Origin of the sequence: Convivina intestini, from assembly GCF_003096575.1 — a bacterium.
Taxonomy (GTDB): Bacteria; Bacillota; Bacilli; order Lactobacillales; family Lactobacillaceae; genus Convivina; species Convivina intestini.
Window position 1 is genome coordinate 1 of sequence record NZ_QEKT01000007.1, and the last position, 26,651, is coordinate 26,651.

Annotated in this window: 33 protein-coding genes; 32 read left to right on the forward strand and 1 reads right to left on the reverse strand. The window is 40.8% G+C overall.

What is annotated here, in order from left to right:
• Positions 1-377: 377 nt before the first annotated feature.
• The 4 genes from serS (at position 378) to C7384_RS05885 (ending at position 7,996) form a co-directional block, all read left to right on the forward strand.
• Positions 378-1,694, forward strand: coding sequence for a serine--tRNA ligase (gene serS, locus C7384_RS05870; protein WP_089939723.1), 1,317 nt, complete (start codon positions 378-380; stop codon positions 1,692-1,694).
• 136 nt (positions 1,695-1,830) lie between these two features.
• Complete coding sequence (gene secA / locus C7384_RS05875) at positions 1,831-4,242, forward strand: preprotein translocase subunit SecA (RefSeq protein WP_089939720.1); 2,412 nt, start codon at positions 1,831-1,833, stop codon at positions 4,240-4,242.
• 48 nt (positions 4,243-4,290) lie between these two features.
• Positions 4,291-5,409, forward strand: a complete 1,119-nt coding sequence (gene prfB, locus C7384_RS05880; RefSeq protein ID WP_089939717.1) for a peptide chain release factor 2 — start codon at positions 4,291-4,293, stop codon at positions 5,407-5,409.
• Positions 5,410-5,530: 121 nt separating this feature from the next.
• Complete coding sequence (locus tag C7384_RS05885) at positions 5,531-7,996, forward strand: ATP-dependent Clp protease ATP-binding subunit (protein ID WP_089939713.1); 2,466 nt, start codon at positions 5,531-5,533, stop codon at positions 7,994-7,996.
• A gap of 30 nt (positions 7,997-8,026) precedes the next feature.
• On the opposite strand, the gene C7384_RS05890 is transcribed toward C7384_RS05885, so the two are convergent.
• The gene (locus C7384_RS05890; protein WP_089939710.1) at positions 8,027-8,677 is read right to left on the reverse strand and encodes a prepilin peptidase; all 651 of its coding nucleotides are present in this window, start codon (positions 8,675-8,677) and stop codon (positions 8,027-8,029) included.
• Positions 8,678-8,920: 243 nt separating this feature from the next.
• Between C7384_RS05890 and rpsL the strand changes: the two genes are divergently transcribed.
• The 28 genes from rpsL to secY all read left to right on the forward strand — a co-directional run bounded on the left by rpsL (position 8,921) and on the right by secY (position 26,647).
• Entirely contained in the window at positions 8,921-9,334 is a 414-nt protein-coding gene (gene rpsL / locus C7384_RS05895; protein ID WP_089939707.1) for a 30S ribosomal protein S12, read from the forward strand.
• A 17-nt stretch (positions 9,335-9,351) separates the two neighbouring features.
• Positions 9,352-9,822 (forward strand): 30S ribosomal protein S7, encoded by a 471-nt coding sequence (rpsG, locus tag C7384_RS05900; RefSeq protein ID WP_089939704.1) that lies wholly within the window; start codon positions 9,352-9,354, stop codon positions 9,820-9,822.
• 132 nt (positions 9,823-9,954) lie between these two features.
• A complete protein-coding gene (fusA, locus tag C7384_RS05905; protein WP_089939701.1) occupies positions 9,955-12,066 on the forward strand; it encodes an elongation factor G in 2,112 nt (703 codons plus the stop codon).
• 120 nt (positions 12,067-12,186) lie between these two features.
• Positions 12,187-13,278, forward strand: coding sequence for an ABC transporter ATP-binding protein (locus tag C7384_RS05910; protein WP_089939698.1), 1,092 nt, complete (start codon positions 12,187-12,189; stop codon positions 13,276-13,278).
• Positions 13,279-13,282: 4 nt separating this feature from the next.
• A complete protein-coding gene (locus C7384_RS05915; RefSeq protein ID WP_089939695.1) occupies positions 13,283-14,092 on the forward strand; it encodes an ABC transporter permease in 810 nt (269 codons plus the stop codon).
• 8 nt (positions 14,093-14,100) lie between these two features.
• Complete coding sequence (locus C7384_RS05920) at positions 14,101-14,925, forward strand: ABC transporter permease (RefSeq protein WP_089939693.1); 825 nt, start codon at positions 14,101-14,103, stop codon at positions 14,923-14,925.
• A gap of 1 nt (position 14,926) precedes the next feature.
• The gene (locus C7384_RS05925; protein ID WP_089939690.1) at positions 14,927-16,006 is read left to right on the forward strand and encodes an ABC transporter substrate-binding protein; all 1,080 of its coding nucleotides are present in this window, start codon (positions 14,927-14,929) and stop codon (positions 16,004-16,006) included.
• A 241-nt stretch (positions 16,007-16,247) separates the two neighbouring features.
• The gene (gene rpsJ / locus C7384_RS05930) at positions 16,248-16,556 is read left to right on the forward strand and encodes a 30S ribosomal protein S10 (protein WP_089939687.1); all 309 of its coding nucleotides are present in this window, start codon (positions 16,248-16,250) and stop codon (positions 16,554-16,556) included.
• Between the two features lie 43 nt (positions 16,557-16,599).
• The gene (gene rplC / locus C7384_RS05935) at positions 16,600-17,283 is read left to right on the forward strand and encodes a 50S ribosomal protein L3 (protein ID WP_089939684.1); all 684 of its coding nucleotides are present in this window, start codon (positions 16,600-16,602) and stop codon (positions 17,281-17,283) included.
• A 28-nt stretch (positions 17,284-17,311) separates the two neighbouring features.
• Positions 17,312-17,935 carry a 50S ribosomal protein L4 gene (rplD, locus tag C7384_RS05940; RefSeq protein WP_089939678.1) on the forward strand — a complete coding sequence of 208 codons (624 nt, stop codon included), beginning with the start codon at positions 17,312-17,314 and terminating at the stop codon, positions 17,933-17,935.
• The gene (gene rplW, locus C7384_RS05945) at positions 17,935-18,222 is read left to right on the forward strand and encodes a 50S ribosomal protein L23 (RefSeq protein WP_089939675.1); all 288 of its coding nucleotides are present in this window, start codon (positions 17,935-17,937) and stop codon (positions 18,220-18,222) included. The genes rplD and rplW overlap by 1 nt, the downstream gene beginning before the upstream one ends.
• Before the next feature lie 23 nt (positions 18,223-18,245).
• Positions 18,246-19,082 carry a 50S ribosomal protein L2 gene (rplB, locus tag C7384_RS05950; RefSeq protein WP_089939672.1) on the forward strand — a complete coding sequence of 279 codons (837 nt, stop codon included), beginning with the start codon at positions 18,246-18,248 and terminating at the stop codon, positions 19,080-19,082.
• A 17-nt stretch (positions 19,083-19,099) separates the two neighbouring features.
• On the forward strand, positions 19,100-19,375 hold the full coding sequence (gene rpsS / locus C7384_RS05955; protein WP_089939670.1) for a 30S ribosomal protein S19: 276 nt from the start codon (positions 19,100-19,102) through the stop codon (positions 19,373-19,375).
• A 14-nt stretch (positions 19,376-19,389) separates the two neighbouring features.
• The gene (gene rplV, locus C7384_RS05960; protein ID WP_089939667.1) at positions 19,390-19,746 is read left to right on the forward strand and encodes a 50S ribosomal protein L22; all 357 of its coding nucleotides are present in this window, start codon (positions 19,390-19,392) and stop codon (positions 19,744-19,746) included.
• Positions 19,746-20,417, forward strand: coding sequence for a 30S ribosomal protein S3 (gene rpsC / locus C7384_RS05965; protein ID WP_089939664.1), 672 nt, complete (start codon positions 19,746-19,748; stop codon positions 20,415-20,417). The genes rplV and rpsC overlap by 1 nt, the downstream gene beginning before the upstream one ends.
• A gap of 14 nt (positions 20,418-20,431) precedes the next feature.
• The gene (gene rplP, locus C7384_RS05970) at positions 20,432-20,845 is read left to right on the forward strand and encodes a 50S ribosomal protein L16 (protein ID WP_089939661.1); all 414 of its coding nucleotides are present in this window, start codon (positions 20,432-20,434) and stop codon (positions 20,843-20,845) included.
• Positions 20,845-21,051: a 50S ribosomal protein L29 gene (gene rpmC, locus C7384_RS05975; protein WP_010691189.1), complete on the forward strand. Its 207-nt coding sequence runs from the start codon at positions 20,845-20,847 to the stop codon at positions 21,049-21,051. Before rplP ends, rpmC begins: the two co-directional genes overlap by 1 nt.
• Positions 21,052-21,072: 21 nt before the next feature.
• Positions 21,073-21,339: a 30S ribosomal protein S17 gene (gene rpsQ / locus C7384_RS05980; protein WP_089939657.1), complete on the forward strand. Its 267-nt coding sequence runs from the start codon at positions 21,073-21,075 to the stop codon at positions 21,337-21,339.
• A 48-nt stretch (positions 21,340-21,387) separates the two neighbouring features.
• A complete protein-coding gene (gene rplN, locus C7384_RS05985) occupies positions 21,388-21,756 on the forward strand; it encodes a 50S ribosomal protein L14 (protein WP_089939654.1) in 369 nt (122 codons plus the stop codon).
• Between the two features lie 24 nt (positions 21,757-21,780).
• Entirely contained in the window at positions 21,781-22,089 is a 309-nt protein-coding gene (gene rplX / locus C7384_RS05990; RefSeq protein WP_089939652.1) for a 50S ribosomal protein L24, read from the forward strand.
• Positions 22,090-22,113: 24 nt separating this feature from the next.
• Positions 22,114-22,656 (forward strand): 50S ribosomal protein L5, encoded by a 543-nt coding sequence (rplE, locus tag C7384_RS05995; RefSeq protein WP_089939649.1) that lies wholly within the window; start codon positions 22,114-22,116, stop codon positions 22,654-22,656.
• A gap of 126 nt (positions 22,657-22,782) precedes the next feature.
• Entirely contained in the window at positions 22,783-23,181 is a 399-nt protein-coding gene (rpsH, locus tag C7384_RS06000; RefSeq protein ID WP_089939647.1) for a 30S ribosomal protein S8, read from the forward strand.
• Positions 23,182-23,205: 24 nt separating this feature from the next.
• Positions 23,206-23,742 (forward strand): 50S ribosomal protein L6, encoded by a 537-nt coding sequence (rplF, locus tag C7384_RS06005; protein ID WP_089939645.1) that lies wholly within the window; start codon positions 23,206-23,208, stop codon positions 23,740-23,742.
• A 72-nt stretch (positions 23,743-23,814) separates the two neighbouring features.
• A complete protein-coding gene (gene rplR / locus C7384_RS06010; protein ID WP_089939642.1) occupies positions 23,815-24,168 on the forward strand; it encodes a 50S ribosomal protein L18 in 354 nt (117 codons plus the stop codon).
• Positions 24,169-24,186: 18 nt separating this feature from the next.
• Complete coding sequence (rpsE, locus tag C7384_RS06015) at positions 24,187-24,693, forward strand: 30S ribosomal protein S5 (protein WP_089939638.1); 507 nt, start codon at positions 24,187-24,189, stop codon at positions 24,691-24,693.
• An 11-nt stretch (positions 24,694-24,704) separates the two neighbouring features.
• Positions 24,705-24,887: a 50S ribosomal protein L30 gene (gene rpmD / locus C7384_RS06020; protein ID WP_089939636.1), complete on the forward strand. Its 183-nt coding sequence runs from the start codon at positions 24,705-24,707 to the stop codon at positions 24,885-24,887.
• A gap of 24 nt (positions 24,888-24,911) precedes the next feature.
• Positions 24,912-25,346 (forward strand): 50S ribosomal protein L15, encoded by a 435-nt coding sequence (gene rplO, locus C7384_RS06025; protein WP_089939634.1) that lies wholly within the window; start codon positions 24,912-24,914, stop codon positions 25,344-25,346.
• Entirely contained in the window at positions 25,346-26,647 is a 1,302-nt protein-coding gene (secY, locus tag C7384_RS06030) for a preprotein translocase subunit SecY (RefSeq protein WP_089939631.1), read from the forward strand. Before rplO ends, secY begins: the two co-directional genes overlap by 1 nt.
• Positions 26,648-26,651: the final 4 nt, after the last annotated feature.

Below are 26,651 nucleotides of genomic sequence, written 5' to 3' on the forward strand. Positions count from 1 at the left end.
GCTGGTTAGAGCACTGTGTTGATAACGCAGGGGTCACAGGTTCGAGTCCTGTCAGGCCCATGACAAGGGAGAGGGAGACCTCTTCCTTTTTGTTTATTTCTAAGTTTTTATATGCTATCATTAAGTCATATGTTGCTTACCATAAGTAAACCACCGCAGAAAGACATTGTTTGATGTGAAATGTCGGGTTGAAATTCCAGTAAGTTCTAGTTGATGCTAATTACATCCGGTGGCACCGTTATCTGTTTGAATGAGAGCTATGTTTTTTAACATGGAAAACGGGTGGTACCGCGGAATAGCGTTTTTCGTCCCGATTTGTAGGTAGCTACAATTGGATGAAAACGCTTTTTGTTTACTTAAATATTTTGGAGGATGTTATGTTAGATATTCGTTATTTGAGAAAAAATACAGATGAAGCTCGAGCTCGTTTGGTTGATCGTGGTGTAGAAGCAGAGACATTGGATCGTTTATTGGCGTTAGATCAACAGCGACGGGAAACAATTGCTGAAGTTGAGACATTAAAGGCTCAGCGAAATGAAGTGTCAGATAAAATTGCCTTTGCTAAACGTCAAAAAGAAGATGCCAGTCAAGCTATTGCAGAAATGCAGACAGTCGGCTCTAAAATTAAGGAATTAGATGCTCAACGAGCTACTTTGGAGCAGGGCGTAGAAGATATTGCGGCTCACTTGCCTAATTTGGCGGCTAAAGAAGTACCAGTTGGTCCTGATGAAAGCGCTAATGTGGAACAACGACGTTGGCAACCTGATGCGGCTAGTTATTCTAAGCGTCCCCAGGCTTTGCAAGCTGCACCTGAATGGTTAAAGCCTCATTTTGAGATCGGTGAAAATCTGGGTATTTTAGATTTTGAGCGTGGTGCTAAAGTATCGGGGGCACGTTTCTTGTATTACATTGGTGATGGAGCTCGCCTCGAACGTGCAGTGTATAATTTTATGTTGGATGAGCATCGCAAAGAAGGATACACCGAGATGATTACCCCCATTGTGGTTAATAATACTGCAATGTTTGGAACGGGCCAGTATCCAAAGTTTGTTGATGATGCTTATCGAGTTGAAGGTTTGGAACAAACCTATATTCCAACTGCCGAAGTACCATTAACTAATTATTTTTCTGGCGAAACAATTCCAGCCGAGGATTTGCCAATTAAATTTACGGCTCTTTCACCATCTTTCCGTAAAGAAGCTGGAGCAGCAGGACGTGATACACGTGGTTTGATTCGTTTGCACCAATTTAACAAAGTTGAAATGGTTAAGTTTACAAAACCAGAACAGTCATACGATGAACTAGAGAAAATGACTGCAAATGCAGAAAATATATTGCAAAAGCTAGAAATTCCCTATCATGTAATCATGTTATCAACAGGGGATATGGGATTTTCAGCAACTAAAACTTATGATGTTGAAGTGTGGATGCCAGCACAGAATGTTTACCGAGAAATTTCTTCGGTTTCAAATACTGAAGATTTCCAAGCCCGGCGAATGCACATTACCTATCGAGATGAACAAGACAAGCTGCAGTTAGTGCACACTTTAAACGGTTCAGGTTTGGCTGTTGGCCGAACAGTAGCAGCCATATTAGAAAACTATCAAAACGAAGATGGTAGCGTCACTATTCCAACGGTTTTGCGTCCTTATATGGGTGGACAAGAAGTGTTAGCGGCTACGCCTCATTTTTAATAACAATGAAGAAGACTTGTAATATATATTTTTCAGGTCTTTTTTGTTATAATTATATTTAGTTTACCGTCACGGTTTGTTATTGATTTTAGTATGAAGGGAGTGCCTTTGCGAATAAGTGAAGGCATCAAAAAATATGGCTAATCCAGTACGTAAGTTAGTTGATAATTCTAAACGACAACTTAAAAAAGTAGAAGCAATAACTGAGAAAGTGGAAAGCTACGCCGACGCTATGTCTGCATTATCTGATAAAGATTTGCAAGCAAAAACGGCTGAGTTTAAGCAGACTATTAAAAATGCCACTGAAGGTATTAAAGATGATCGAGCCTACAATAAAGCTTTAGCAGATGTTTTAGATCAATTATTGCCAGAAGCTTTTGCGGTAGCGCGTGAAGCAGCTAAACGGGTACTAGGCCTTTATCCTTTCCACGTTCAAATTATGGGCGCAGTGGTTTTGCACGGTGGAAACTTAGCCGAAATGAAGACCGGAGAAGGTAAAACCTTGACAGCCACAATGGCGGTCTATCTTAATGCCCTCCCAGGACGTGGTGTTCATGTTGTTACAGTTAACGATTATTTGTCTCGCCGAGATGCAGAGCTGATGGGCGAGCTTTACAATTGGTTAGGTCTAACTGTTGGGGTTAACGTTGGAGATGATGCGCCAGAAGATAAGCGTAAGGCTTATGATGCTGATATCACCTATTCAACCAACTTTAACATTGGTTTTGATTATCTACGTGATAACATGGTTAGTCGTGCTGAAGATCGTATCATGCAGCGTGGCTTGAATTTTGCGCTAATTGATGAGGCTGATTCAATTTTAATTGATACGGCACGAACACCTTTGATTATTTCAGGACCGGGATCAGGGATTTCACCACTTTATCAGCAAGCTGATCGCTTCGTTAAAACTTTACAACGCGATGAAGATTTTAAGGTTGATGAAGAAGGTAAAAATACGCTTTTGACTGAAGAGGGTATTAAAAACGCAGAGGTGTTTTTTAATTTGGATAACCTATACGGACCCAAAGACACTGCCCTAACCCATCACATCGACCAAGCTTTACGAGCTAATTTTAATTACTTACGTGATAAGGATTACGTTCTTCAAGAAGGTGAGGTCAAGTTGATTGATCAATCTACTGGCCGTATTTCAGATGGTACTCGTCTTTCTGATGGATTGCACCAAGCTATTGAAGCTAAAGAAGGTCTGCAAGTTCAAGAAGAAAATAAGTCGATGGCACAAATTACCTATCAAAATTTGTTCCGTATGTATCGTAAACTTTCGGGTATGACTGGTACTGCTAAGACTGAAGAAGAAGAGTTACGCGAAATCTATAATATGGACGTCGTAGAGATACCAACTAACAAGCCAATTCAACGTTTGGACCGTCCTGATTTACTTTATCCATCGTTAAAGTCGAAATTTAATGCAGTTGTAAAAATGGTATCCGAACTCCACGCTAAGGGGCAGCCAGTGCTACTGGGAACCGGATCGGTCGAGTCATCGGAGTTAGTTTCTAAGTTATTAACAGCACATCACATTCCACATAATGTTTTGAATGCCAAGAATAACGCTAAGGAAGCTGAAATTATTGCTAACGCGGGACAGCGTGGCGCGGTAACTGTTGCAACCAACATGGCCGGCCGTGGTACTGATATTAAGTTGGGACCGGGCGTTGATGAACTTGGCGGTCTAGCTGTGATTGCCACTGAGCGACATGAATCTCGTCGAATTGACAATCAGTTGCGTGGTCGTGCCGGCCGTCAAGGAGACCACGGATTTTCACAATTCTTCCTGTCTCTGCAAGATGATTTAATGATTCGTTTTGGTGCAGAGCGAGTACGTTTGCTGTTAGAGCGGATGAACATGGACGAAGAAGATACAGTAATTACGCACCGATGGATTACTCGCTCGGTTGAATCAGCTCAAAAGCGTGTTGAAGGAAATAACTATGACACACGTAAAAATGTTCTACAATATGATGATGTCGTTCGTGAACAACGAGAGCTAATTTATCAGGAACGTGACCAAGTGCTTGATGAAAAAGACTCCTTGGATGATGTATTTATGCCAATGGTTAGGCGTACGATTGACCGGGTTGTGGATGCACAGACTCCGGGTAATGACTCTAGTAAGTGGGATTTGGATGAAATTTCTAACTTCATTAGTGATGCATTATCAGTTAGTGGTGAAGGACTTGCTCGATTGAATAATCTTTCCCGTCAAGAGATTAAGGATAAGTTATTTGCAATCGCTCAACAGAATTTTGCTGATAAAAAGAAACAGCTTTATGAGCCAGGACAAATGTTAGCTTTTGAACGGATTGTTATTTTACGTTCAGCAGATCAACATTGGACTGATCATATTGATTCCTTAGACCGTTTACGTCAAGGAGTAGGTTTGCGTGGTTATGGTCAATTAAATCCACTGATTGAATATCAGCGCGAAGCCTTTGATAATTTCAATAAGATGATTGCTGATATTGAATATGATGCAACGCGGACTTTCATGAAATCTGAAATTCGTCATAATATATCTGCGTAAGTTGATGAGCGAACTTCGGTTCGCTTTTCTTATGAGGAGAGGATAAGTATGGAATTAGTTGATGCCAAACGAGCTTTGGAAGAGATAACAACAAATATTGATCATTTTAGAGAATCATTAGATTTAGAAGCATTAACTGAAGAAATCGCTGATTATGAGAACCAGATGACGATTCCTAGTTTTTGGGATGATCATGAGGCTGCTCAAAAAGTAATTGATGCTAACAATGTTTTAAAAACACGTCGCGATTCTTTTTTACATCTAGTTAACCAATCTGAGGAATTAGAAGTTTTAATTGAAATGCTTTCAGAAGATGCTAATGACGCTGAAATGATGGAAGAACTTAGTGCCGGAATTGAGAAAGCACAAAAGGATATTGAAGCCTATAATCTTGAACAATTATTAACTGGCGAATATGATGCTAACAACGCTATTTTGGAAATCCATCCTGGATCAGGTGGAACCGAGTCAACTGATTGGGGTGCTAACCTTTACCGAATGTATACACGATGGGCCCAGCAACATGATTTTAAAGTGGATGTTTTAAACTATAATCCCGGTGATGAGGCAGGAATTGATAGTGCAACCATTAAAATTAGTGGACATAATGCCTTTGGATTTTTACGTAGTGAAAAGGGTGTTCATCGTTTTGTTCGTATTTCACCGTTTGATAGTGCTGGTCGGCGGCACACTAGTTTTGTCAGCATTGATGTGATGCCTGAATTAGATGATTCCATCGAAATTGATGTTCGAGATGAAGATATTAAAATGGATGTTTTCCGTTCTGGTGGAGCTGGGGGGCAAAACGTCAATAAGGTTTCAACTGGGGTACGTTTAACCCATGAACCAACTGGTATTGTGGTTGCTTCCACTGTGGAGCGAACGCAATATGGAAACCGTGACTATGCTATGCGACTATTAAAGGCTAAGCTTTATCAGTTAGAGTTGGAAAAACAAGAGGCCGAACGAGCTGCAATTAGTGGCGAAAAATTGGAAAATGGTTGGGGATCACAGATTCGTTCTTATGTGCTCCATCCTTATCAAATGGTAAAAGATCATCGGACTGGATTTGAAACTAATCAGCCTCAAACTGTTTTAGATGGGGATCTTGATCCTTTTATTAATGCCTATTTACAGTGGCAGCTATCATTAAAGAACCCAGATTAATATAAAAAGTCGAAACATTTGTTTCGACTTTTTGCTTGGTATAATTTTGATAAAAACAGTCTATGCGGTATAATATATTCCAACATTTCTCGTTGGATGCCTAACTTTAAGGAGGCAATACATGGATAATGATTTTACGACCAGTGCACAGAATGTATTGATTTTAGCGCAAGAACAGGCACAGCATTTTAAGCATCAAGCAGTGGGCACTGAGCATCTACTATTGGCTTTAGCTATTGAAAAAGATGGTTTAGCTAGCAGTGTTTTAACTCAATTTGATATCCAAGCTGATGATATTCGGGAAGAAATTGAACATTTTACTGGATATGGCTTAACTGAACACTATGAACCAGGTACCTATTTACCATATTCACCCAAAGCAGCTGAAATTCTTCGCTTAGCCAACGAACAAGCGCAGCTTTTAGGACAAAATCAAGTAGGAACAGAGCATATATTGTTAGCTTTATTACAAGATAGTAATGTGCTATCTTCTCGTATTTTGTTAGCATTGGACGCTAATTTAAAAGAGATAAATCGCGTTATTTTACGAAAATTAGGTGTAACCGATTTACGTAAACAAATGAAGCAACAAAAAGAGCGTAATAAGGAACAAATTGGCACACCAACGCTAGATCAATTATCTCGTGATTTAACCCATATTGCTAAAGAAGGTGGTTTAGACCCAGTCATCGGCCGAGACCAAGAAGTCCGACGAGTGATTCAAGTCTTATCTCGACGAACTAAAAATAACCCTGTTTTAGTGGGGGAACCTGGTGTTGGGAAAACAGCTATTGCGGAAGGGTTAGCACAAAAAATAGTTGATCAAGCCGTACCGGATAACTTGAAAAATAAGCGGTTAATGGCCTTGGATATGGGGTCATTAGTTGCGGGTACTAAGTATCGTGGTGAATTTGAAAATCGTCTAAAGCAAATTTTACAAGAAATTGAGCGCGATGGACAAGTGATAGTTTTCATTGATGAATTACACACACTAATTGGTGCCGGCGGTGCTGAAGGGGCCATTGATGCAGCTAATATCTTAAAACCGGCCTTGGCACGTGGAGAACTGCAACTTTTGGGGGCAACAACCTTTGATGAATATCAAAAATATGTGGAAACTGATGCAGCGTTAGAACGGCGTTTTGCTCAAGTAGTAGTCAAAGAGCCATCAATAGATGAAGCCACTGAAATTTTAATGGGCTTGCGTGTTCAATTTGAAAAATATCATCAGGTGGCGATTAGCCCAGAAGCGGTTAAAAGTGCAGTGACATTGTCTGCTCGTTATATTACTGGTCGGTTTTTACCAGATAAGGCAATTGATTTAATGGATGAAGCTGCTGCACGAGTTCGATTGGAAGCTATTGATCGCACTACGCCACTAATGAAAAAACAAGCTGAATTGAAAAAGATTCAACTAGCTAAAGAAGCAGCTTTGGCAGCCATTGATTTTGAACAGGCAGCTCAGTTAAGACAAGAAGAAATCACTTTGCGTCAAAAAATTAACAAGGCACAACACCGTCTGGCCAAAAAGGATAGTCAAATTGATCAATACAATCTCACTGTCAATGGAGAGGATATTGCTCAGGTCGTTGCCCAACAAACCGGTGTACCGGTTACACAATTAGAAAAGAATGAACAACAACGTTTAATTAACTTGGAACAAGTTTTAGGCCAACGTGTAGTTGGGCAGCATGATGCTGTGTCTGCTGTAGCACGAGCCATTCGGCGAGCCCGTTCAGGTTTGAAAGATCCGCAGCGCCCGATTGGGAATTTCATGTTTTTGGGACCAACTGGGGTTGGAAAAACTGAGTTGGCTAAGGCTTTGGCTGAATCAATGTTTGGTAGTGAGAATAACCTAATTCGGGTTGATATGTCGGAATATCAGGAACGTTATTCTGCTAGTCGATTGATTGGTGCTGCGCCAGGATACGTTGGTTATGATGAGGGCGGCCAATTGACTGAGCAGGTTCGTAAACAGCCATATTCAGTTATTTTATTAGATGAAGTAGAAAAAGCTCACCCAGATATTTTTAATTTAATGTTACAGGTTTTTGATGATGGATTTTTGACAGATTCTAAAGGTCGTAAAGTCGATTTTAGGAACACAATTATTATTATGACCTCTAATTTGGGCGCAACTCGATTGCGTGACGAAAAATCAGTTGGTTTTGGCGCTCGTGACCTTTCTACTGATCACGAAGCAATTGCTAGCAAAATTCGAGAGACGTTAAAGGAAACGTTCCGTCCTGAATTTATTAATCGACTAGATGAGGTTATTATTTTTAATCCACTAACTGAAAATGAATTACATCAGATTGTTAAATTAATGAGTAAGGATATTTTAGACCGAATCACTGAGCGAGGAATTCGCGTTAAAATGACGTCAGCTGCTATCGATGCGGTTGCTAAAGCTGGATTCGATCCAGAATACGGTGCTCGGCCAATTCGTAGAGTTTTGCAATCAACTGTAGAAGACCAGTTGAGCGAAGCGCTCCTAGCGGGTAAGATTACGACTGAAGATTCTGTTACCATTGGTGCTAAGAATGGCAAAATTAAGTTAACTATAAAACCACTAGTTAAAGTTTAAAGAAGTAAGGAGCTGATATGGCTCCTTTTTTTATGTAAATAATTTGATGATAAGCCAACTAAATGATAAAAAAGGAATAAATGCTATTCTAGGCTGATGAGGTATTTTAAAAAAGAAAAAGAAAGCTAATCCAGTAGCTAATAATATGGCCCAGGCGAATTGAATATAGCTTAAATCTAATAGTAATAAAATTAAAATAGGATAATCGCCACTCCCTAGTGCCTTTCGATATACAATTAACCACCAGCTCAGCAGACTAATGCTAATTAGTAAATAAAAAGAAACACAGTTATATTTTTGAATATAAAGTAGTAAGTTAATTGGCCAAAGATAATTACTGTGAGCCTGCTGTTGGTATAGATCTTCAATAGTTAAAAAGAGCAAAGCCAAGCAAATAATAAAAGTAAACCACTGACCCCAAAAATGATATAAGATCATGGTGCCTATTCCTTCGTAAATAGCAAAACGCAGCCCAAATTTAAAATGACAGTAGCGGCATCGCCCATGCAGTAATAAAGCCGATATAACTGGTATTAAGTCCAAAGCCTTTAATTGGTGATAGCAGTTAAAACAATAGGAACGTTTAGTCCATAAAGAGACTCCTTGATTACTACGATCGACTAAACATAGCAGAGTCGAAATTAGAATGGCTGAACAACAGAAAATTAAAATATTTTGCATACTGAATTAGACGAAAGAGCTGCACAAATTTTATAAAGTAAATTGGCTAAGAACCTTGACTTAGATAATATTTCTGCTATTATATTTGTCGTGCTTTTAAGTAATCTGTTCTGTGACCTAGTCACAGTGTGCTAAACGGCGCTGTAAAGGCAATTTCAAACAGATTCCCGTCGGGCACTTTTGTTTAATAGCAAAAATGGCACGCCTGGAACTGTGTCAAACAAATTTTAAGGAGATAGTAGGATGCCTACAATTAACCAATTGGTTCGTAAGTCACGTAAGTCCCAAGTGACTAAGTCTAAGTCACCAGCTTTGAACTTCGGCTACAACTCAATGAAGAAAAAAGCCACTAACAACGTTTCACCTCAGAAGCGCGGAGTTGCTACTCGTGTGGGGACTATGACCCCTAAGAAGCCTAACTCGGCTTTGCGTAAGTACGCTCGTGTACGTTTGTCAAACTTATACGAAGTTACTGCTTATATTCCTGGTATCGGACATAACTTGCAAGAACACTCGGTTGTTTTGATTCGTGGTGGCCGTGTTAAGGATTTGCCTGGTGTGCGTTATCACGTTATCCGTGGTGCATTAGATACTGCCGGTGTTGATGGCCGAATGACTTCCCGTTCAAAGTACGGAACTAAGGCCCCTAAGAAGTAAGAAGGAGAGACTGACTCATGCCACGTAAAGGTTATACTAAGCGTCAGGAAGTTCTACCTGACCCAATTTACAATTCAAAGTTAGTTTCACGTTTGATCAACAAGTTGATGATCGATGGAAAGCGTGGAACTGCTTCAACTATCTTGTATGATGCTTTTGATCGTATCAAGGAAACTACTGGTAATGATCCACTAGAAGTTTTCCAACAGGCGATGGAAAATATCATGCCAGTATTGGAAGTTAAGGCTCGCCGTGTTGGTGGATCTAACTACCAGGTGCCAATCGAAGTACGTCCTGATCGTCGTACAACTTTGGGATTGCGTTGGTTGGTTAACTATGCTCGTTTGCGTAACGAACATACAATGGACGAACGTTTGGCCAAGGAAATTATTGATGCTGCCAATGATACTGGTGCATCAGTTAAGAAGCGTGAAGACACTCATAAGATGGCTGAAGCCAACCGTGCCTTTGCTCACTATCGTTGGTAAAATTCTAGCATTGTTAGACCATAGGTTTAGCATAGCTAACATTTATCACAGATATTTATTACTACAGCTAAAGCGCGCATAACTTGTGTCGCTTTTTGTTGCAAGTAGAACAGAATCAGGAGAAAACTCACAATGGTAAAGCGTGAATACCCACTTGATCGTACTCGTAATATTGGAATCATGGCCCACATTGATGCGGGTAAGACCACTACTACAGAACGTATCTTGTACTATACTGGTAAGATTCACAAGATTGGTGAAACCCATGACGGTGCTTCACAAATGGATTTCATGGACCAGGAAAAGGAACGTGGAATTACGATCCAGTCAGCCGCTACTACAGCGGTTTGGCGTGGATTCTTTGACCAGTATGAACATGCTCCATACCGTGTTAACATCATTGATACCCCAGGTCACGTGGACTTCACTATTGAAGTTGAACGTGCTTTGCGTGTTTTGGATGGTGCCGTAGCGGTTTTGGATGGTGCTGCCGGTGTTGAACCACAGACTGAAACAGTTTGGCGTCAAGCAACTACTTATAATGTTCCTCGTATTGTTTTTGTTAACAAGATGGATAAGTTGGGGGCCGACTTTGCAATGTCTGTTGCCTCAATGCACGAACGTTTGCAAGTTAATGCCGAAGCTATCCAATGGCCAATTGGTGCCGAAGATGACTTCGAAGGTGTGATTGACTTAGTTAGTCAAAAGGCTTACTATCCAACTGATGAACTTGGTTCAAATTGGGAAGCACGTGAAATTCCGGCTGAATACCAAGATTTGGTTGTTGAACGTCGTGAAACATTGGTTGAAGCAGTTGCTGATGTCGATGAAGAATTGATGAATAAGTACCTTGAAGGTGAAGAGATTTCAATCGATGAATTAAAAGCAGCTATTCGTCGTGCTACTTTGAACCTTGAATTCTATCCTGTATTGGCTGGTTCAGCTTATAAGGATAAGGGTGTTCAAATGATGTTGGATGCCGTGGTTGACTATCTTCCAGGACCTCTAGAAGTACGTCCATATGTTGCCACTGATCCTAAGACTGATGAAGAAGTTGACTTGATTGCCGATGATAACAAGCCTTTCGCGGCTTTGGCCTTTAAGATCATGACTGATCCATTCGTTGGTCGTTTGACATTTATGCGTGTGTATACTGGAACATTGAAGTCAGGATCATACGTACAAAATACTTCATCAGATAACCGTGAACGTGTTGGTCGTTTGCTACAAATGCACGCCACTTCACGAACTGAAATCGAAGAAGTGTTCTCTGGTGACATCGCCGCAGCTATTGGTTTGAAGAACACTACTACTGGTGATTCTTTGACTGATGTTGATCATCCACTCGTATTGGAGTCAATGGAATTCCCTGACCCAGTTATTGAATTGGCCATTGAACCTAAGACTAAGGCTGACCAAGATAAGTTAGCTAATGCTTTGCAAAAGTTGGCTGAAGAAGATCCTTCATTCCGTGCCACTACTAACCCTGAAACTGGTGATACTTTGATTGCTGGAATGGGTGAATTGCAGTTGGATATTATGGTTGACCGTATGCGCCGTGAATTCAACGTTGAAGCTACTGTTGGTGCTCCTCAGGTTGCTTATCGTGAAGCCTTTACTAAGACTGTTCAAGCGCGTGGATTCTTCAAGCGTCAGTCTGGTGGTAAGGGACAGTATGGTGATGTTTGGATTGAATTCTCACCAAATGACGAAGGTGCTGGATTCGAATTCGAAGATGCTATCGTTGGTGGTGTTGTTCCTCGTGAATACATTCCATCTGTTGAAGCTGGTTTGAAGGATGCTATGCAGGCTGGTCCATTGGCTGGATTCCCATTGGTTGACTTGAAGGCCAAGTTGTACGATGGATCTTATCACGATGTCGATTCTTCTGAAGCTGCCTTTAAGATTGCTGCTTCATTAGCTTTGCGTGAAGCTGCTAAGACTGCTGGTGCAGTTATCTTGGAGCCAATCATGGCGGTTGATATCGTTGTACCTGAAGACAACCTTGGGGATGTTATGGGTCACGTTTCTGCTCGTCGTGGATTAATTGAAGGTCAAGAAAACCGTGGACCAGTGCTTGCTGTTAAGGCACAGGTGCCTTTGTCAGAAATGTTCGGTTATGCAACTACCTTGCGTTCAGCTACGCAGGGTCGTGGAACATTCCAGATGGTCTTTGATCACTATCAAGCCGTTCCTAAGAATGTGCAAGAAGAAATTATTAAGGCACAAGGTAAGGAAGCTTAATCCTATCTATTTGCCTAAAAAGAGTGCTACTTTAGTAGCGCTCTTTTTTGTTGGAGACTATAATTAAAAGGTTAAGTTATTGTAGAATTGAAGAACTAAAAATTTGAGGTTGGGAATGTAATGGAAAATAAAGAACCAATTATTGAATTTCAACAGGTAGATTTATCTTTTGGTAGTACTAAGGTTTTAAATAAGATTGATTTAGCACTGGATGCGGGTAAGTTTTATACTTTGTTAGGTCCATCTGGCTCTGGTAAGTCAACGATTTTGAAATTAATTTCGGGACAACTCCAAGCAGACAGTGGTGAAATTTTATTTGAAGGACAACGTATTAATCATCTGCCAGCTGAAAAACGTCGCGTTAATACAGTTTTTCAAAATTATGCGCTTTTTCCTAATATGAATGTCTTTGATAACGTTGCCTTTGGACCTAAATTAAAGGGATTAGGCAAAGATGAAATTCGGCATAAAGTGGAAACTATGTTATCACTGGTCAAGTTAGCAGATTTTAGTGATCGGGAAATAAATGAGCTATCAGGTGGACAACAACAGCGAGTTGCGATTGCGCGAGCCTTGGCTAATGATCCCGAAGTCCTATTACTCGATGAACCTTTATCAGCGTTGGATTATAAACTGCGAAAAGATATGCAGCAGGAGTTGCGGACCATTCAAAAGCGCTTAGGGATTACTTTTGTATTTGTTACGCACGATCAAGAAGAAGCTTTAGCTATGTCGGACTGGATTTTTGTGATGAATGATGGTGTTATTCAACAAAATGGTACGCCAGAAGATATTTATGATGAACCAATTAACCATTTTGTGGCTGATTTTATCGGTGAAAGTAATATTGTTAAAGGTATTATGAAAAGTGACTATTTGGTACATTTTGTCGGGAAAGACTTCATCAATGTCGATGCAGGAATGCGTCCGGAAGAACGGGTTGAAGTGGTAATTCGTCCAGAAGATCTTGACTTAACCACTATTGAAAACGGGAAACTAGTGGTAACGATTGAAGATCAGTCTTTTCGAGGTGATTTTTATGAAATTACTGCTCAAGACGATGATGGCAATCAATGGCAGATTCAAGCAACTAATTCAGCAACAATCGGGGAACGAGTGGGCCTAACTTTCGATCCAGAAGATATCCATATTATGCGCTTTAACGAATCTGAAAATGATTTTGATGCTCGTTTAGAACGTTACGAGGAGTAAATTTATGTTAGTTGATAAAAACAAATTTAGCTTTACTCGCCTAACTTTTTATAGTACCTATGGTCTGTGGTTATTGCTTTTTGTAATCATCCCGTTAATGTTGCTACTGTGGCAGTCCTTGATTGGGTCTGATGGCCATTTAACATTACAAAATTACCAAACATTTTTTGCTAGTGGAACTTATTTAACGATGGCCTTTAATTCAGTTTGGTATGCCTTTATTATCACTGCTGTGACCTTACTGATTAGTTATCCAGCTGCCTACGTAATTAATAGCCTTAAATACAAACAGCTCTGGTTATTATTGATAATATTACCTACCTGGATTAACTTGCTGCTAAAAACATATGCCTTTATTGGTATTTTAGCCAAAACGGGTCCAATCAATCAGCTGGCTGAAGGCTTGGGACTAGGGACACATCAATTATTGTTTTCTGATTGGAGTTTTATTATTGTTGCGGCTTACATTGAAATTCCCTTTATGATTTTGCCGATTTTTAATTCGTTGACTGATATTGATCCTGTCTTAGAACAGGCCAGTCGAGATTTAGGTGCTAATCGTTGGCAAACGCTAAAAAATGTTATTTGGCCACTTTCATTACCGGGCGTAAAATCCGGTATTCAAGCTGTTTTTATTCCGAGCCTTTCCTTGTTTATGGTGACACGCTTGATTGGCGGGAATCGGGTTATTACCTTAGGAACAGCCATTGAGCAACATTTCTTAGTTACTCAAAATTGGCAGTTTGGTTCGACAATTGGCGTAGTCTTGATCATCGCCATGGTGATCACAATGTTACTAACTAGAGACAAGTGAGGTAGAAAATATTGAAAAATAAAACTGCTCATTTATACCTGATATTCCTATTTGCTTTGCTGTATGCGCCGATTTTCTTTTTAGTTTTGTATTCTTTTAATGCGGGTACAACTATGCAGGGTTGGCAAGGTTTCACCTGGAGTCATTACCAAGAATTATTTAGTGATTATCACTTGATCGAAATTGTTTTAGATACTTTGGTATTAGCCTTATTATCTGCCTTAATTGCGACCACAGTTGGAACAGTTGGCGCGTTATTGATTAATCGTCAAAAAAACCGGATTTGGAAAAATACCCTGTTGTCATTAAATAATGTTTTGCTAGTTTCACCCGATGTTATTATTGGCGCTTCTTTGTTAATTTTATTTACGGTTTGTGGATTTTCATTAGGATTTATCTCTACTTTATTTGCCCACATTGCGTTTAGTATTCCAATTGTGGTGCTAATGATTTTGCCCAGATTACAGGAAATGAGTCATAGCCTAATTGACGCCGCTAAAGATTTAGGAGCTAATGATCAACAAGTGTTATCACAAGTAACATTGCCATATATCTCGCCTGGTATTTTAGCTGGATTCTTTATGGCCTTTACTTATTCTTTGGATGATTTTGCCGTAACTTTTTTCGTAACTGGGAATGGTTTTACTACACTATCAGTGGAAATATATTCACGAGCTCGTCAGGGAGTTAGTTTAGAAATTAATGCTTTATCCACAATTATGTTTTTAGTTTCTATAATTTTAGTTCTTTTTTATTACCTCATTAATCAACGGGCTAATCGTCAACGTAAAAACAAACTAACTAAGATGGTCCTACCGGGAGAAAGGGAATAAGATGCGGAAATTATTAACCGGAGGGGCAATTATCATTGCGGTGATTTTAGCTTTAGTTGGTTTAAAGACCTATCTAGTTCAGGCCCAAGACAATCAACAACATTCCGACAAAGTATTAGATTTCTATAATTGGGGTGACTATATTGATCCTGATTTATTAGTGAAATTCACTAAAGAAACTGGCTACCAGGTTAATTACAATACTTTTGACTCCAATGAAGCGATGTTTACAAAAATTAAACAAGGTGGGACTTCTTACGATTTAACCGTGCCATCTGACTACACGGTTAATAAAATGATTCAGGCTAATCTTTTGGAACCGTTGGATTACAGTCGGTTAGTGGGGATGGACAACTATTATCCGCGTTTGCTGAATCAAACATTTGATCCGCACAACCGTTATTCGATACCTTATTTTTGGGGAACATTAGGGATTTTATATAATAAAAAGGTCGTTTCAACTAGTTCTGTAGCTCATTGGAATAATTTATGGGACTCAAAATTTAAAGATCAAATTCTATTGGTTGATTCTGCTCGCGATATTTTGGGGATGACTTTAATTTCCCAAGATAAGTCAATGAATGATCGTTCTACAGCCGATTTAGCAGCAGCTCAGGGTAAATTAACTTCTTTGATGCCTAATGTAAAGGCTATTGTGGCCGATGAATTAAAAATGTACATGGCCCAAGGAGAAGCTAATATTGGAATTACCTACTCTGGAGAGGCTGCTCAGGCCATGGCTAAAAATCCAGATTTAGCTTATCAAGTGCCTAGTGAAGGCTCAAATGAGTGGTTTGATAATTTTGTAATTCCCCGTAATGCCCGGCACAAAGATGCGGCCTATGCTTTCATTAATTTTATGAATCAACCTCAAAATGCTGCGCAGAATGCAAAATATATTGGTTACGCAACGCCTAATCAAAGGGCATATGAATTGCTACCACAATCGGTTCAGAATAATCGTCAATTTTATCCGAGTCAGGTTACTTTAGATAAATTGGAAGTTTATCAAAATTTGGGGCAAAAATGGACCGAAAAATATAATGATGCTTTCTTAGAATTTAAAATGACTAAACGTTAAAAATAAATATTTATAGTAGAAAACCCTTGTACAGCAAGGGTTTTTCTGATACTATAGTCAGGTACGCCTTTCAGGTGTATAGATAATAACCACCTGAAAAGACTGGTGTATCAACGTTTAGCGATGATGATTAAGGTTGCGACACGCGCGGCCGCGTTGCCATGGGCGCGCAAACACAAGCAAGTGTTGTCGGTTTTTGATCGGAGTTAGCTGATTTACGAAATCAACGAGGAGGCATAAAATGGCACAAAAGAAGATTCGTATCCGCTTGAAGGCATACGAACACCGCATTTTAGACCAATCAGCAGATAAGATTGTTGAGACGGCTAAGCGCACAGGTGCAGAAATCGCTGGCCCAATTCCATTGCCAACGGAACGCACTTTGTACACGGTGTTAAGTTCACCGCACAAGTATAAGGATGCCCGTGAGCAGTTCGAAATGCGAACTCACAAGCGGTTGATCGACATTGTGAACCCTACTGACAAGACAGTTGACGCATTGCGTAAACTTGAATTGCCATCAGGTGTTGCAATTGAAATTAAGTTGTAATTAAATACATTGCCTCTGAGCAATGAAGTTAAGGAGAATAGTCATGACTAAAGGTATCTTAGGCCGCAAAGTCGGTATGACTCAGGTTTTTACTGAATCTGGCGAATTGATTGCCGTGACTGCTGTTGAAGCAACGCCAAACGTTGTTTTGCAGGTTAAGACTGCTGAAACCGATGGGTATAACGCAGTTCAGTTGGGTTATCAAGATAAGCGCGAGGTTTTGTCAAACAAACCTGAACAAGGCCATGTTGCAAAAGCAAACACAGCCCCTAAGCGCTACATTCGTGAAGTCCGTGATGCGGAAGGCGAATATAACGTTGGGGATCAAGTCGCAGTCGACACATTCCAAGCGGGTGATTACGTCGATGTCACTGGCATCACAAAGGGACATGGCTTCCAGGGCGCAATTAAGCGTTTGGGACAGTCTCGTGGACCAATGAGCCACGGTTCTCGTTACCACCGTCGTCCTGGTTCAATGGGTGCTATTATTAACCGGGTATTTAAGGGTAAGTTGTTGCCTGGTCGTATGGGTAACCATAAGCGTACAATGCAAAATGTTGCCATTGTTCACGTTGATGTGGAAAACAACCTCTTACTGCTTAAGGGTAATGTACCTGGGGCTAATAAGTCACTTTTGACAATTAAGTCAACTGTTAAAGTTAATGCAAAACATCCTGAAATCAAGATGGCTGGCGCAAAGCCTGCCGCTGTTTCAGAAGAAGCTTAAAAATATATAGAAAGGAGAACAATCAATCATGACTAAAGTTGCTGTATTAAAGCAAGATGGCAGTCAAGCAGCAGAATTGGAATTAAATGATGCTGTCTTCGCCATCGAACCAAACAACGCGGTTATTACTGATGCGGTTTTGATGCAACGTGCTTCAATGCGTCAGGGTACTCATGCCGTTAAGAATCGTTCAGCCGTTTCTGGTGGTGGTAAGAAGCCATGGAAACAAAAGGGAACAGGTCGCGCTCGTCAAGGGTCTATCCGTTCACCTCAGTGGCGCGGTGGAGGAATTGTTTTCGGACCTACTCCTCGCTCATACGCTTACCGTATTAACCGTAAGGCTTATCAATTAGCTTTACGTTCAGTGTTATCACAAAAGGTTGCTGAAGGTAAGTTAGTGGTTGTTGATTCATTGGCTTTCAACCAACCTAAGACACAAGATTTTAAAAAGGTTATGGATAACCTATCTGTTGATTCAAAGGTATTGGTTCTTGTAGACAACGATAACGAAAATGCTATCTTGTCTGGTCGTAACCTTGCTAATGTTCAAATCATGCATGCTGATGGAATTAACGTTCTTGATGTTGTTAATGCGGATAAGCTGGTGGTTGTTCAATCAGCTCTCGAAGAAATCCAAGGAGGTCTTGCCTAATGGATGCACGTGATATTATTCGCCGCCCGATCATTACAGAGGCTTCTATGGCTCAAACTGAAAACAAGCGTTATGTGTTTGAAGTTGACACTCGGGCCACAAAGCCTGAAATTAAAAAGGCAATTGAGCAAATCTTTGACGTGCAGGTTTCTGGTTTAAACACTGCAAATGTACGTGGTAAGAAAAAGCGTCAGGGACGTTATGTTGGCTACACTCGTAAGCTTAAGAAAGCTACTGTTACGCTGGCTGCTGATTCCAAAGATATTGAAATCTTTAACGAAGGTTAATTTTAAAATAGGAGGATAAGACATTGGCTATTAAGAAGTATAAGCCAACCTCTAACGGTCGTCGTAATATGACTTCTTCAGATTTTTCTGAAATCACAAAAACGACCCCCGAAAAGAGTTTGTTGGTTAAAAAGTCAAAAACTGGTGCCCGTAACTCATCTGGCCGTATGACTGTTCGTCATCATGCCGGTGGACACAAGAAGGCTTATCGTATCATCGACTTTAAGCGTATCAAGGATGATAAGTCAGCAACGGTAAAGGCTATTGAGTACGATCCAAACCGTACTGCTAACATTGCTTTGCTGGGCTATGAAGATGGTATTAAAGCTTACATCTTGGCCCCTAAGGGTCTTAAGGTGGGCGACAAGGTTCATTCTGGACCAGACGCTGATATTAAGGTTGGTAACGCATTGCCATTGAACGCTATTCCTGAAGGAACTTTGATTCACAATATTGAATTGAAGAACGGTAAGGGTGGTCAATTGGCGCGTTCTGCTGGTGCTTCAGCACAAATTTTGGGACGTGATGGTAAGTATACTATCGTTCGTTTGACTTCTGGTGAAGTACGTTTGGTTTTGTCAACTAACCGTGCAACTATTGGTGAAGTTGGAAATGCTGAACATTCATTAATTAACTGGGGTAAGGCTGGTCGTAACCGTTGGCGTGGTAAGCGTCCACACGTTCGTGGATCAGTTATGAACCCTAACGATCACCCACACGGTGGTGGTGAAGGAAAGGCTCCAGTTGGTTTGCCGAGTCCGCTTTCTCCATGGGGTAAGAAGACTGTTGGTAAGAAGACTCGCGACAAGAAGAAGAGCTCAACTAAGTTCATTATTCGTGGTCGTAAGAAGAGTAAGTAAGGGAAAGGAGACAAATAATGGCTCGTAGTTTAAAAAAGGGACCATTTGCGGACCCGCACTTGCTTAAGAAAATCGAAGCGCAGGCTGACAACGAAAAGAAGTCAGTGATCAAGACTTGGTCACGCCGTTCAACGATTTTCCCAAGTTTTATCGGATTTACCATTGCTGTTTATGATGGTCGCAAGCACGTTCCAGTTTATGTACAAGACGATATGGTTGGGCATAAGCTTGGTGAGTTTGTACCAACTCGTACGTTCAAGGGACACAAGAACGACGATAAAAAGACTAAGTAAGGAGGAAATGAAAAATGGCTGAACAAGTTACATCAGCGCGCTCAACTGCCAAGATTGTTCGTGTAGCCCCTCGTAAGGCTCGCCTAGTTCTTGACACTATCCGCCGCAAGAATGTGAATGAAGCATTTGCAATTTTGAAGTTCCTACCTAATCATTCTTCTGAAGATGTTTATAAGGTTTTGAACTCAGCAGTTGCCAACGCTGAAAATAATTTTTCACTTGACCGTGAAGACTTAATCGTTAAAGAAGCCTTTGCCAATGAAGGACCTACGTTGAAGCGTTTCCGTCCTCGTGCAAAGGGTTCTGCTTCACCTATTAACAAGCGCACAAGTCACATCACGATTGTGGTTGCTGAGAAGGAGGAAAAGTAATGGGTCAAAAGATTAACCCAACTGGATTCCGTGTCGGTGTCATTCGCGACTGGGATGCCAAATGGTTTGCTGACAAGGCTGATTTCTCTAAGCAACTTCTTGAAGATTTGCGTATTCGTAAGTATATCGAAAAGAACTTGGCTGATGCGTCAGTTGATCGTGTTGAAATTGAACGTAGTACAAAGTCACGTATTGATATTGTGATTCACACTGCTAAGCCAGGAATGGTTATTGGTAAGGGTGGTTCTGAAGTTGAAAAGCTTCGTACACAATTGTCAAAGTTGACTGATAAGGATGACCGCGGTCGTTCAAAGCGTGTTTTCATCAACATTATTGAAATCAAGAAGCCTGATTTGAGTGCTCACTTGGTTGGACAACAAGTTGTTGGTGATTTGGAGCGTCGTATTGCTTTCCGTCGCGCTATGCGTGGTGCAATCCAACGTGCTACTCGTGCCGGTGCTAAAGGAATTAAGATTGTTGTTTCAGGACGTTTGAACGGAGCTGATATTGCTCGTATCGAACAGTACACTGAAGGAACTGTTCCTTTGCATACTTTACGTGCCGACATCGACTATTCATGGGATGAAGCAAAGACTGCTTACGGTAATTTGGGTATTAAGACTTGGATTTACCGTGGTGATGTATTGCCTAAGAAGAAAAATAACAAGTAAGGAGGGAAGCAAACATGTTAGTACCAAAGCGTGTTAAGTTCCGTCGTGTACACCGTGGCCACATGCGTGGTGAGGCTAAGGGTGGTAAGACGGTTGCTTTTGGCGAATACGGCTTGCAAGCAACTACTTCAAGTTGGATTACCAATCGTCAAATTGAAGCTGCCCGTATTGCAATGACCCGTTATATGAAGCGTGGTGGTAAGGTTTGGATTAAGATCTTCCCTCACAAGTCATATACATCAAAAGGTGTTGGAGTTCGAATGGGTAATGGTAAGGGTGCGCCTGAAGGATGGGTTGCCCCAGTTAAGCGTGGAAAGGTAATGTTTGAGGTTGGTGGCGTTTCAAAGCCAGTTGCCGTTGAAGCATTGCGTTTAGCACAATACAAGTTGCCTGTACGTACAAAGATTATTGCTCGGGAGGCTGAATAATGGCTAAAGCAAATGAATTAAAAGCTTTGTCACTTGCGGATTTGCAAAAGCGCGAAGCCGAATTCAAGGAAGAATTGTTCAACCTTCGTTTTCAATTGGCTACTGGTCAATTAGAGAACACGGCCCGTATTTCAAAGGTTCGTAAGGACATTGCACGAGTTAAGACTGTAATTCGTGCGCAACAGTTAGCAGAAGCTAACAAGTAAGACGAAAGGAAGAAGCTGAAAATGAGTGAAGAACGTAATGCTCGTAAGGTTTACCGTGGCCGTGTTGTCTCTGACAAGATGGACAAGACTATTACTGTAGCTGTTGACACTTATGTCAACCACCCAGTTTACGGTAAGCGTGTTCGCTACACAAAGAAGTTCAAGGCCCATGATGGAAACAACGTTGCCAAGCAAGGCGACATTGTTCAAATTATGGAAACTCGTCCTTTGTCTGCAACTAAGCACTTCCGTTTGGTTAAGGTTATCGAAGAATCTGTTATTCTTTAATAATAACTACCAATCGTCGTAATTAATTGCTAACAAGGAGGATGAACCATGATTCAACAAGAGAGTCGTTTAAAAGTGGCCGATAACTCTGGCGCACGTGAAATCTTGACGATTAAAGTGCTCGGTGGTTCTGGTCGTAAGTTTGCTGGCATTGGTGACATGATTGTTGCAACTGTTAAGCAGGCTATGCCTGGTGGTAACGTTAAGAAGGGTGATGTTGTTAAGGCTGTTATCGTACGAACTGTTTCGGACGTTCGTCGTGCAGACGGTTCATACATCAACTTTGATGAAAACGCTGCTGTTATCGTTAAGGATGACAAGTCACCAGTAGGTACGCGTATCTTTGGTCCTGTTGCACGTGAATTGCGTGACAACAACTACATGCGTATTGTTTCATTGGCACCAGAAGTGCTCTAATACTGACAAGGAGGAGAGCCTATCATGTTTGTTAAAACAGGTGATAAGGTTCGCGTCATTGCCGGCAAGGACAAGGGTAAGGAAGGAACAGTTACTAAGACTGTTGCTGCCAAGGACCGTGTTGTTGTCGAAGGCGTGAACATCGTTAAAAAGCATCAAAAGCCTTCTAACGAATATCCACAGGGTGGTGTTATCGATATCGAAGCACCTATCCATGTATCTAACGTGCAATTGCTTGATCCATCAACTAATGAGCCTACTCGGGTGGCATTTAAGATTGAAGATGGCAAGAAGGTACGTGTTTCAAAGAAGTCTGGTAACGTACTAGGCTAATAGTCGAAAGGTGAAATCATTTTCATGGCAACTACTTTAAAAGAAAAATATGTTAATGAAGTTCAACCTGCTCTAATCAAAAAGTTTGAGTTTACTTCACCAATGCAAGCTCCCAAGGTTGAGAAGATTGTCTTAAACATGGGTGTTGGTGATGCTGTTTCTAACTCAAAGAACTTAGATGAAGCGGTTGAAGAATTGAAGTTAATCGCTGGTCAACAACCAGTAATTACACGAGCAAAGAAGTCAATCGCCGGATTCCGTTTGCGTGAAGGTATGGCAATTGGAACTAAGGTTACTTTGCGTGGACAGCGTATGTACGACTTCTTAGATAAGTTGATTAACATTTCTCTACCACGTGTTCGTGATTTTCACGGTGTTTCATCAAAGGCCTTTGATGGCCGTGGAAACTACACATTAGGTATTCGGGAACAATTGATTTTCCCTGAAATTGACTTTGACCAAGTTAACCGTGTTCGCGGTTTGGACATTGTTATTGTTACAACAGCTGAAAATGACGAACAAGGTCATGAGTTGTTGGCACAAATGGGAATGCCTTTTGCAAAGTAAGTATTTAAAAAATGCAGTCGCTCATCGAGTGACGCGTTTTTAACTGTTTAGGACTTTAGGGTCTTAAATAGTTAAGAGCGTGTCAATTGTTGACCACGTTCAAAAATAATAGGAGGATATCGATAGATGTCTATGACTGATCCAATTGCCGATTTTTTGACTCGTATTCGTAACGCTAACCTAGCGCGTCACGCTTCAGTTGAAATTCCAGCATCTAACATTAAGAAGAGTATCGCCGAAATCTTGAAAAACGAAGGTTTCATCCGCGACGTAGAATACATTGATGACAGCAAGCAAGGTGTTATCCGCGTATTCTTGAAGTACGGTGAAAACCAAGAACGCGTTATTACAGGAATTCAGCGTATTTCAAAGCCAGGTTTGCGTAAGTATGCCAAGGCTGAGGAATTGCCAAAGGTCTTGAACGGTTTGGGAATCGCTATCTTATCTACATCAAATGGTGTGATTACTGATAAAGATGCCCGTGCTAAGCAAGTCGGTGGCGAAGTGCTGGCTTACGTTTGGTAATATATCTAAGAAAGGAGACTTACCATGAGCCGTATTGGAAATAAAGTAATTACACTTCCTGCTGATGTGACTGTTTCACAGGAAGGCCAATTAGTAACAGTTAAGGGACCTAAGGGTGAATTGTCACGCGAAATCGTTCCTTCCATTACTATGCATATTGATGGCGACAAAGTATCTTTCACTCGTGAAAGTGATGACAGCAAGCACCGCGCTTTGCACGGTACTACTACTGCCAACTTTGCAAACATGGTTACTGGTGTAACTGAAGGATTTTCTAAGACTTTGAAGATGGTCGGTGTTGGTTACCGTGCTTCTAAGTCAGGTTCAAAGTTGACTTTGAGTGTTGGTTATTCACACCCTGTTGATTTTGAAGATCGTGAAGATTTAACTGTTGAAGTGCCTGATGCCTTGACTATCAAGATTTCTGGTATTTCAAAGCAACGCGTTGGTGATTTTGCTGCCGAAGTTCGCGCTGTTCGTCCTCCAGAACCCTATAAGGGTAAGGGAATTCGTTACGAGAACGAAGTTGTTCGTCGTAAGGAAGGTAAGACTGGTAAGTAATCTACTCTTATCAGCAGTTATATTTTTTAACAATTTTAATACTTTTATTGAAGAGAAAAGGAAAGCACAGCTATGATTTCAAAACCAGATAAAAATAAGCTCCGCTTAAAGCGCCACAAGCGTGTCCGCGGTAAAATTTCTGGTACTGCTGCTCGCCCACGTTTGAACGTTTTTCGTTCTAATGTTAACATCTACGCTCAATTAATTGATGACGTAGCGGGTGTAACGCTAGCAAGTGCCTCATCACAAAGTGCCGATGTTACTGGTACAAAAACTGAACAAGCCGTTAAAGTCGGTGAATTAATTGCTAAACACGCTCAAGCAGCTAACATTGAAGAAGTTGTTTTTGATCGTGGTGGTTACGTTTATCATGGTCGTGTAAAGGCTTTGGCCGATGCAGCCCGTGAAAACGGATTGAAGTTCTAAGGAAAGGAGGAATATAAAATGGTTGAATTCGTTAGTCCTAATTCAGTTGGTGAATTAGAAGAAAACGTTGTTGCTATTAACCGTGTTACCAAGGTTGTTAAGGGTGGACGTCGTTTGCGTTTTGCTGCCTTAGTTGTTGTTGGTGATAAGCAAGGACACGTTGGTTTTGGAACTGGTAAAGCTCAAGAAGTTCCTGAAGCAATCCGTAAGGGTGTTGAAGATGCTAAGCGTAATCTTATAACTGTGCCAATGGTTGGTACAACTATTCCTCACGATATTATTGGTGAATGGAGTGGTGGTAAGATTCTAGTTAAGCCTGCCAAGGAAGGTGCTGGTGTTGCTGCCGGTGGTTCTACTCGTTCTGTTATGGAATTGGCTGGAATTAACGATGTGACTGCTAAGTCTCTTGGATCTTCTACTCCAGTTAACGTTGTGCGCGCAACATTTGACGCTTTGTCAAAGCTTAAGAGTGCTGATGAAGTTTCTAAGATGCGTGGAGTTTCACTAGAACACTTAGCTGAATAAGGAGCGATAATATGGCTGATTTAAAAATCACTTTGATTAAGAGTGCGGCTCATCGCTTACCCAAGCAACGTGCCATTGTTAAGTCTCTTGGACTTAACCGTGTGTCTAGTTCAGTGGTGAAGCCTAATAACGAAGCGATCCGTGGCGCTATTTTCCACATTGCTCACCTTGTGAGTGTTGAAGAAGTAAAGTAAAAAATAAAAAGGAGGGACCAAAAGATGAATTTGAATGAATTACAGCCAGCAGCTGGTTCACGTCAAGTACGCAACCGCGTAGGTCGTGGTACTTCATCCGGAAACGGTAAAACCGCTGGACGTGGTCAAAAGGGTCAAAAGGCTCGTGGAAAGACACGTTTGGGGTTTGAAGGTGGACAGATGCCTTTGTACCGTCGTATTCCAAAGCGTGGGTTCACAAACATTTCTCGTAAAGAGTTTGCTATCGTGAACTTGGAAAAGTTAAATACTTTTGATGATGGTACTGAAGTTACTCCAACTTTGCTAATTGAATCAGGTTTGGTAAAGAACGCAAAATCTGGAGTTAAGATTCTTGGCGAAGGTAAGATTGAAAAGAAGTTGACTGTCAAGGCTAATAAGTTCTCTAAAGCGGCAGTTGAAGCAATCCAACAAGCTGGTGGCTCAACCGAGGTGATTTAATGCTTAGCACGTTATTTAATGCAGTACGTGAGAAAGACATTCGGAAGAAATTGGGCTGGACTATTCTAATTCTTTTTGTTTATCGAATTGGAATTCATATCACAGTGCCCGGTGTTAATCCGGCCGCTATGAATTCGATGGCTAGCAATGGGCTTTTGAATATTCTAAACATTTTTTCTGGTGGTGGACTACTGAACTTCTCGTTATTTGCAATGGGAGTTTCGCCGTATGTTACTGCACAGATTGTTGTGCAACTTTTGCAATTAGATATCGTGCCTCGCTTTGTTGAATGGAGTAAGCAAGGGGAAGTTGGTCGACGAAAGTTGAATAATGCAACGCGTTGGTTAACCATTGTGTTTGCTTTTCTGCAGTCAATCGGTATTACAGCCGGATTTAATTCCCTTTCCGCTTATGGATTAGTTAAGCAGACGAATAATGTTATGTCCTTTGTTATTATTGGGGCAATTATGACCATAGGTACATTCTTTGCTGTTTGGTTGGGGGAAATGATTACTGAAAAAGGTTTAGGTAATGGTGTTTCCATGATTATCTTTGCTGGTATTATTTCTCAAATTCCCGATGGTCTTTATGAAATTTATAAAGAGAATGTCCTACAGGCTGGAAGTCAAAGTGATTTGATTACTGGTTGGGTATTTACCGCAGTGATTATCGCTGCCATTATTTTGGTTGTTGGTATAACGACTTGGTTCTATGAAGCAACTCGTCGGTTGCAAATACAATATACTAGGTCGGCTGCTTCTTATGGAAGCGAAGCCTATCTACCACTTAAATTAAATGTTTCTGGAGTTATTCCAGTTATCTTTGCTTCATCATTTATTAGTACACCACAGACAATTTTGTTTGCCTTTCAAGATAAGTTTGGAACTGCGCAGTGGTATAAGGTGCTTCAGCAAGTCTTTAGCATGACGACTGTTTCAGGTGCCATTTTCTATACAGTATTGATTATCATCTTTACTTATTTTTATGCTTTTGTTCAGGTTAATCCTGAAAAATTGGCAGAAAATCTTCAAAAGCAAGGGGCTTACATTGTCAATGTGCGCCCTGGCTTAGAGACGCAAAAGTTCATCACGGCGATGCTTCTGCACCTAAGTTTTGTAGGAGCGTTGTTCCTTGGTTTTGTGGCATTGGTTCCTTTAATTGCCTCAGATGTTTGGGGCTTAAACGAAAAAATTGGATTGGGTGGTACCAGTTTGCTAATTACAATCGGGGTTACACTTGATTTAATTCGACAAATTGAAGGTCTGATTCAAAAGAAGAATTATGTAGGATTTATTCAATAACTTT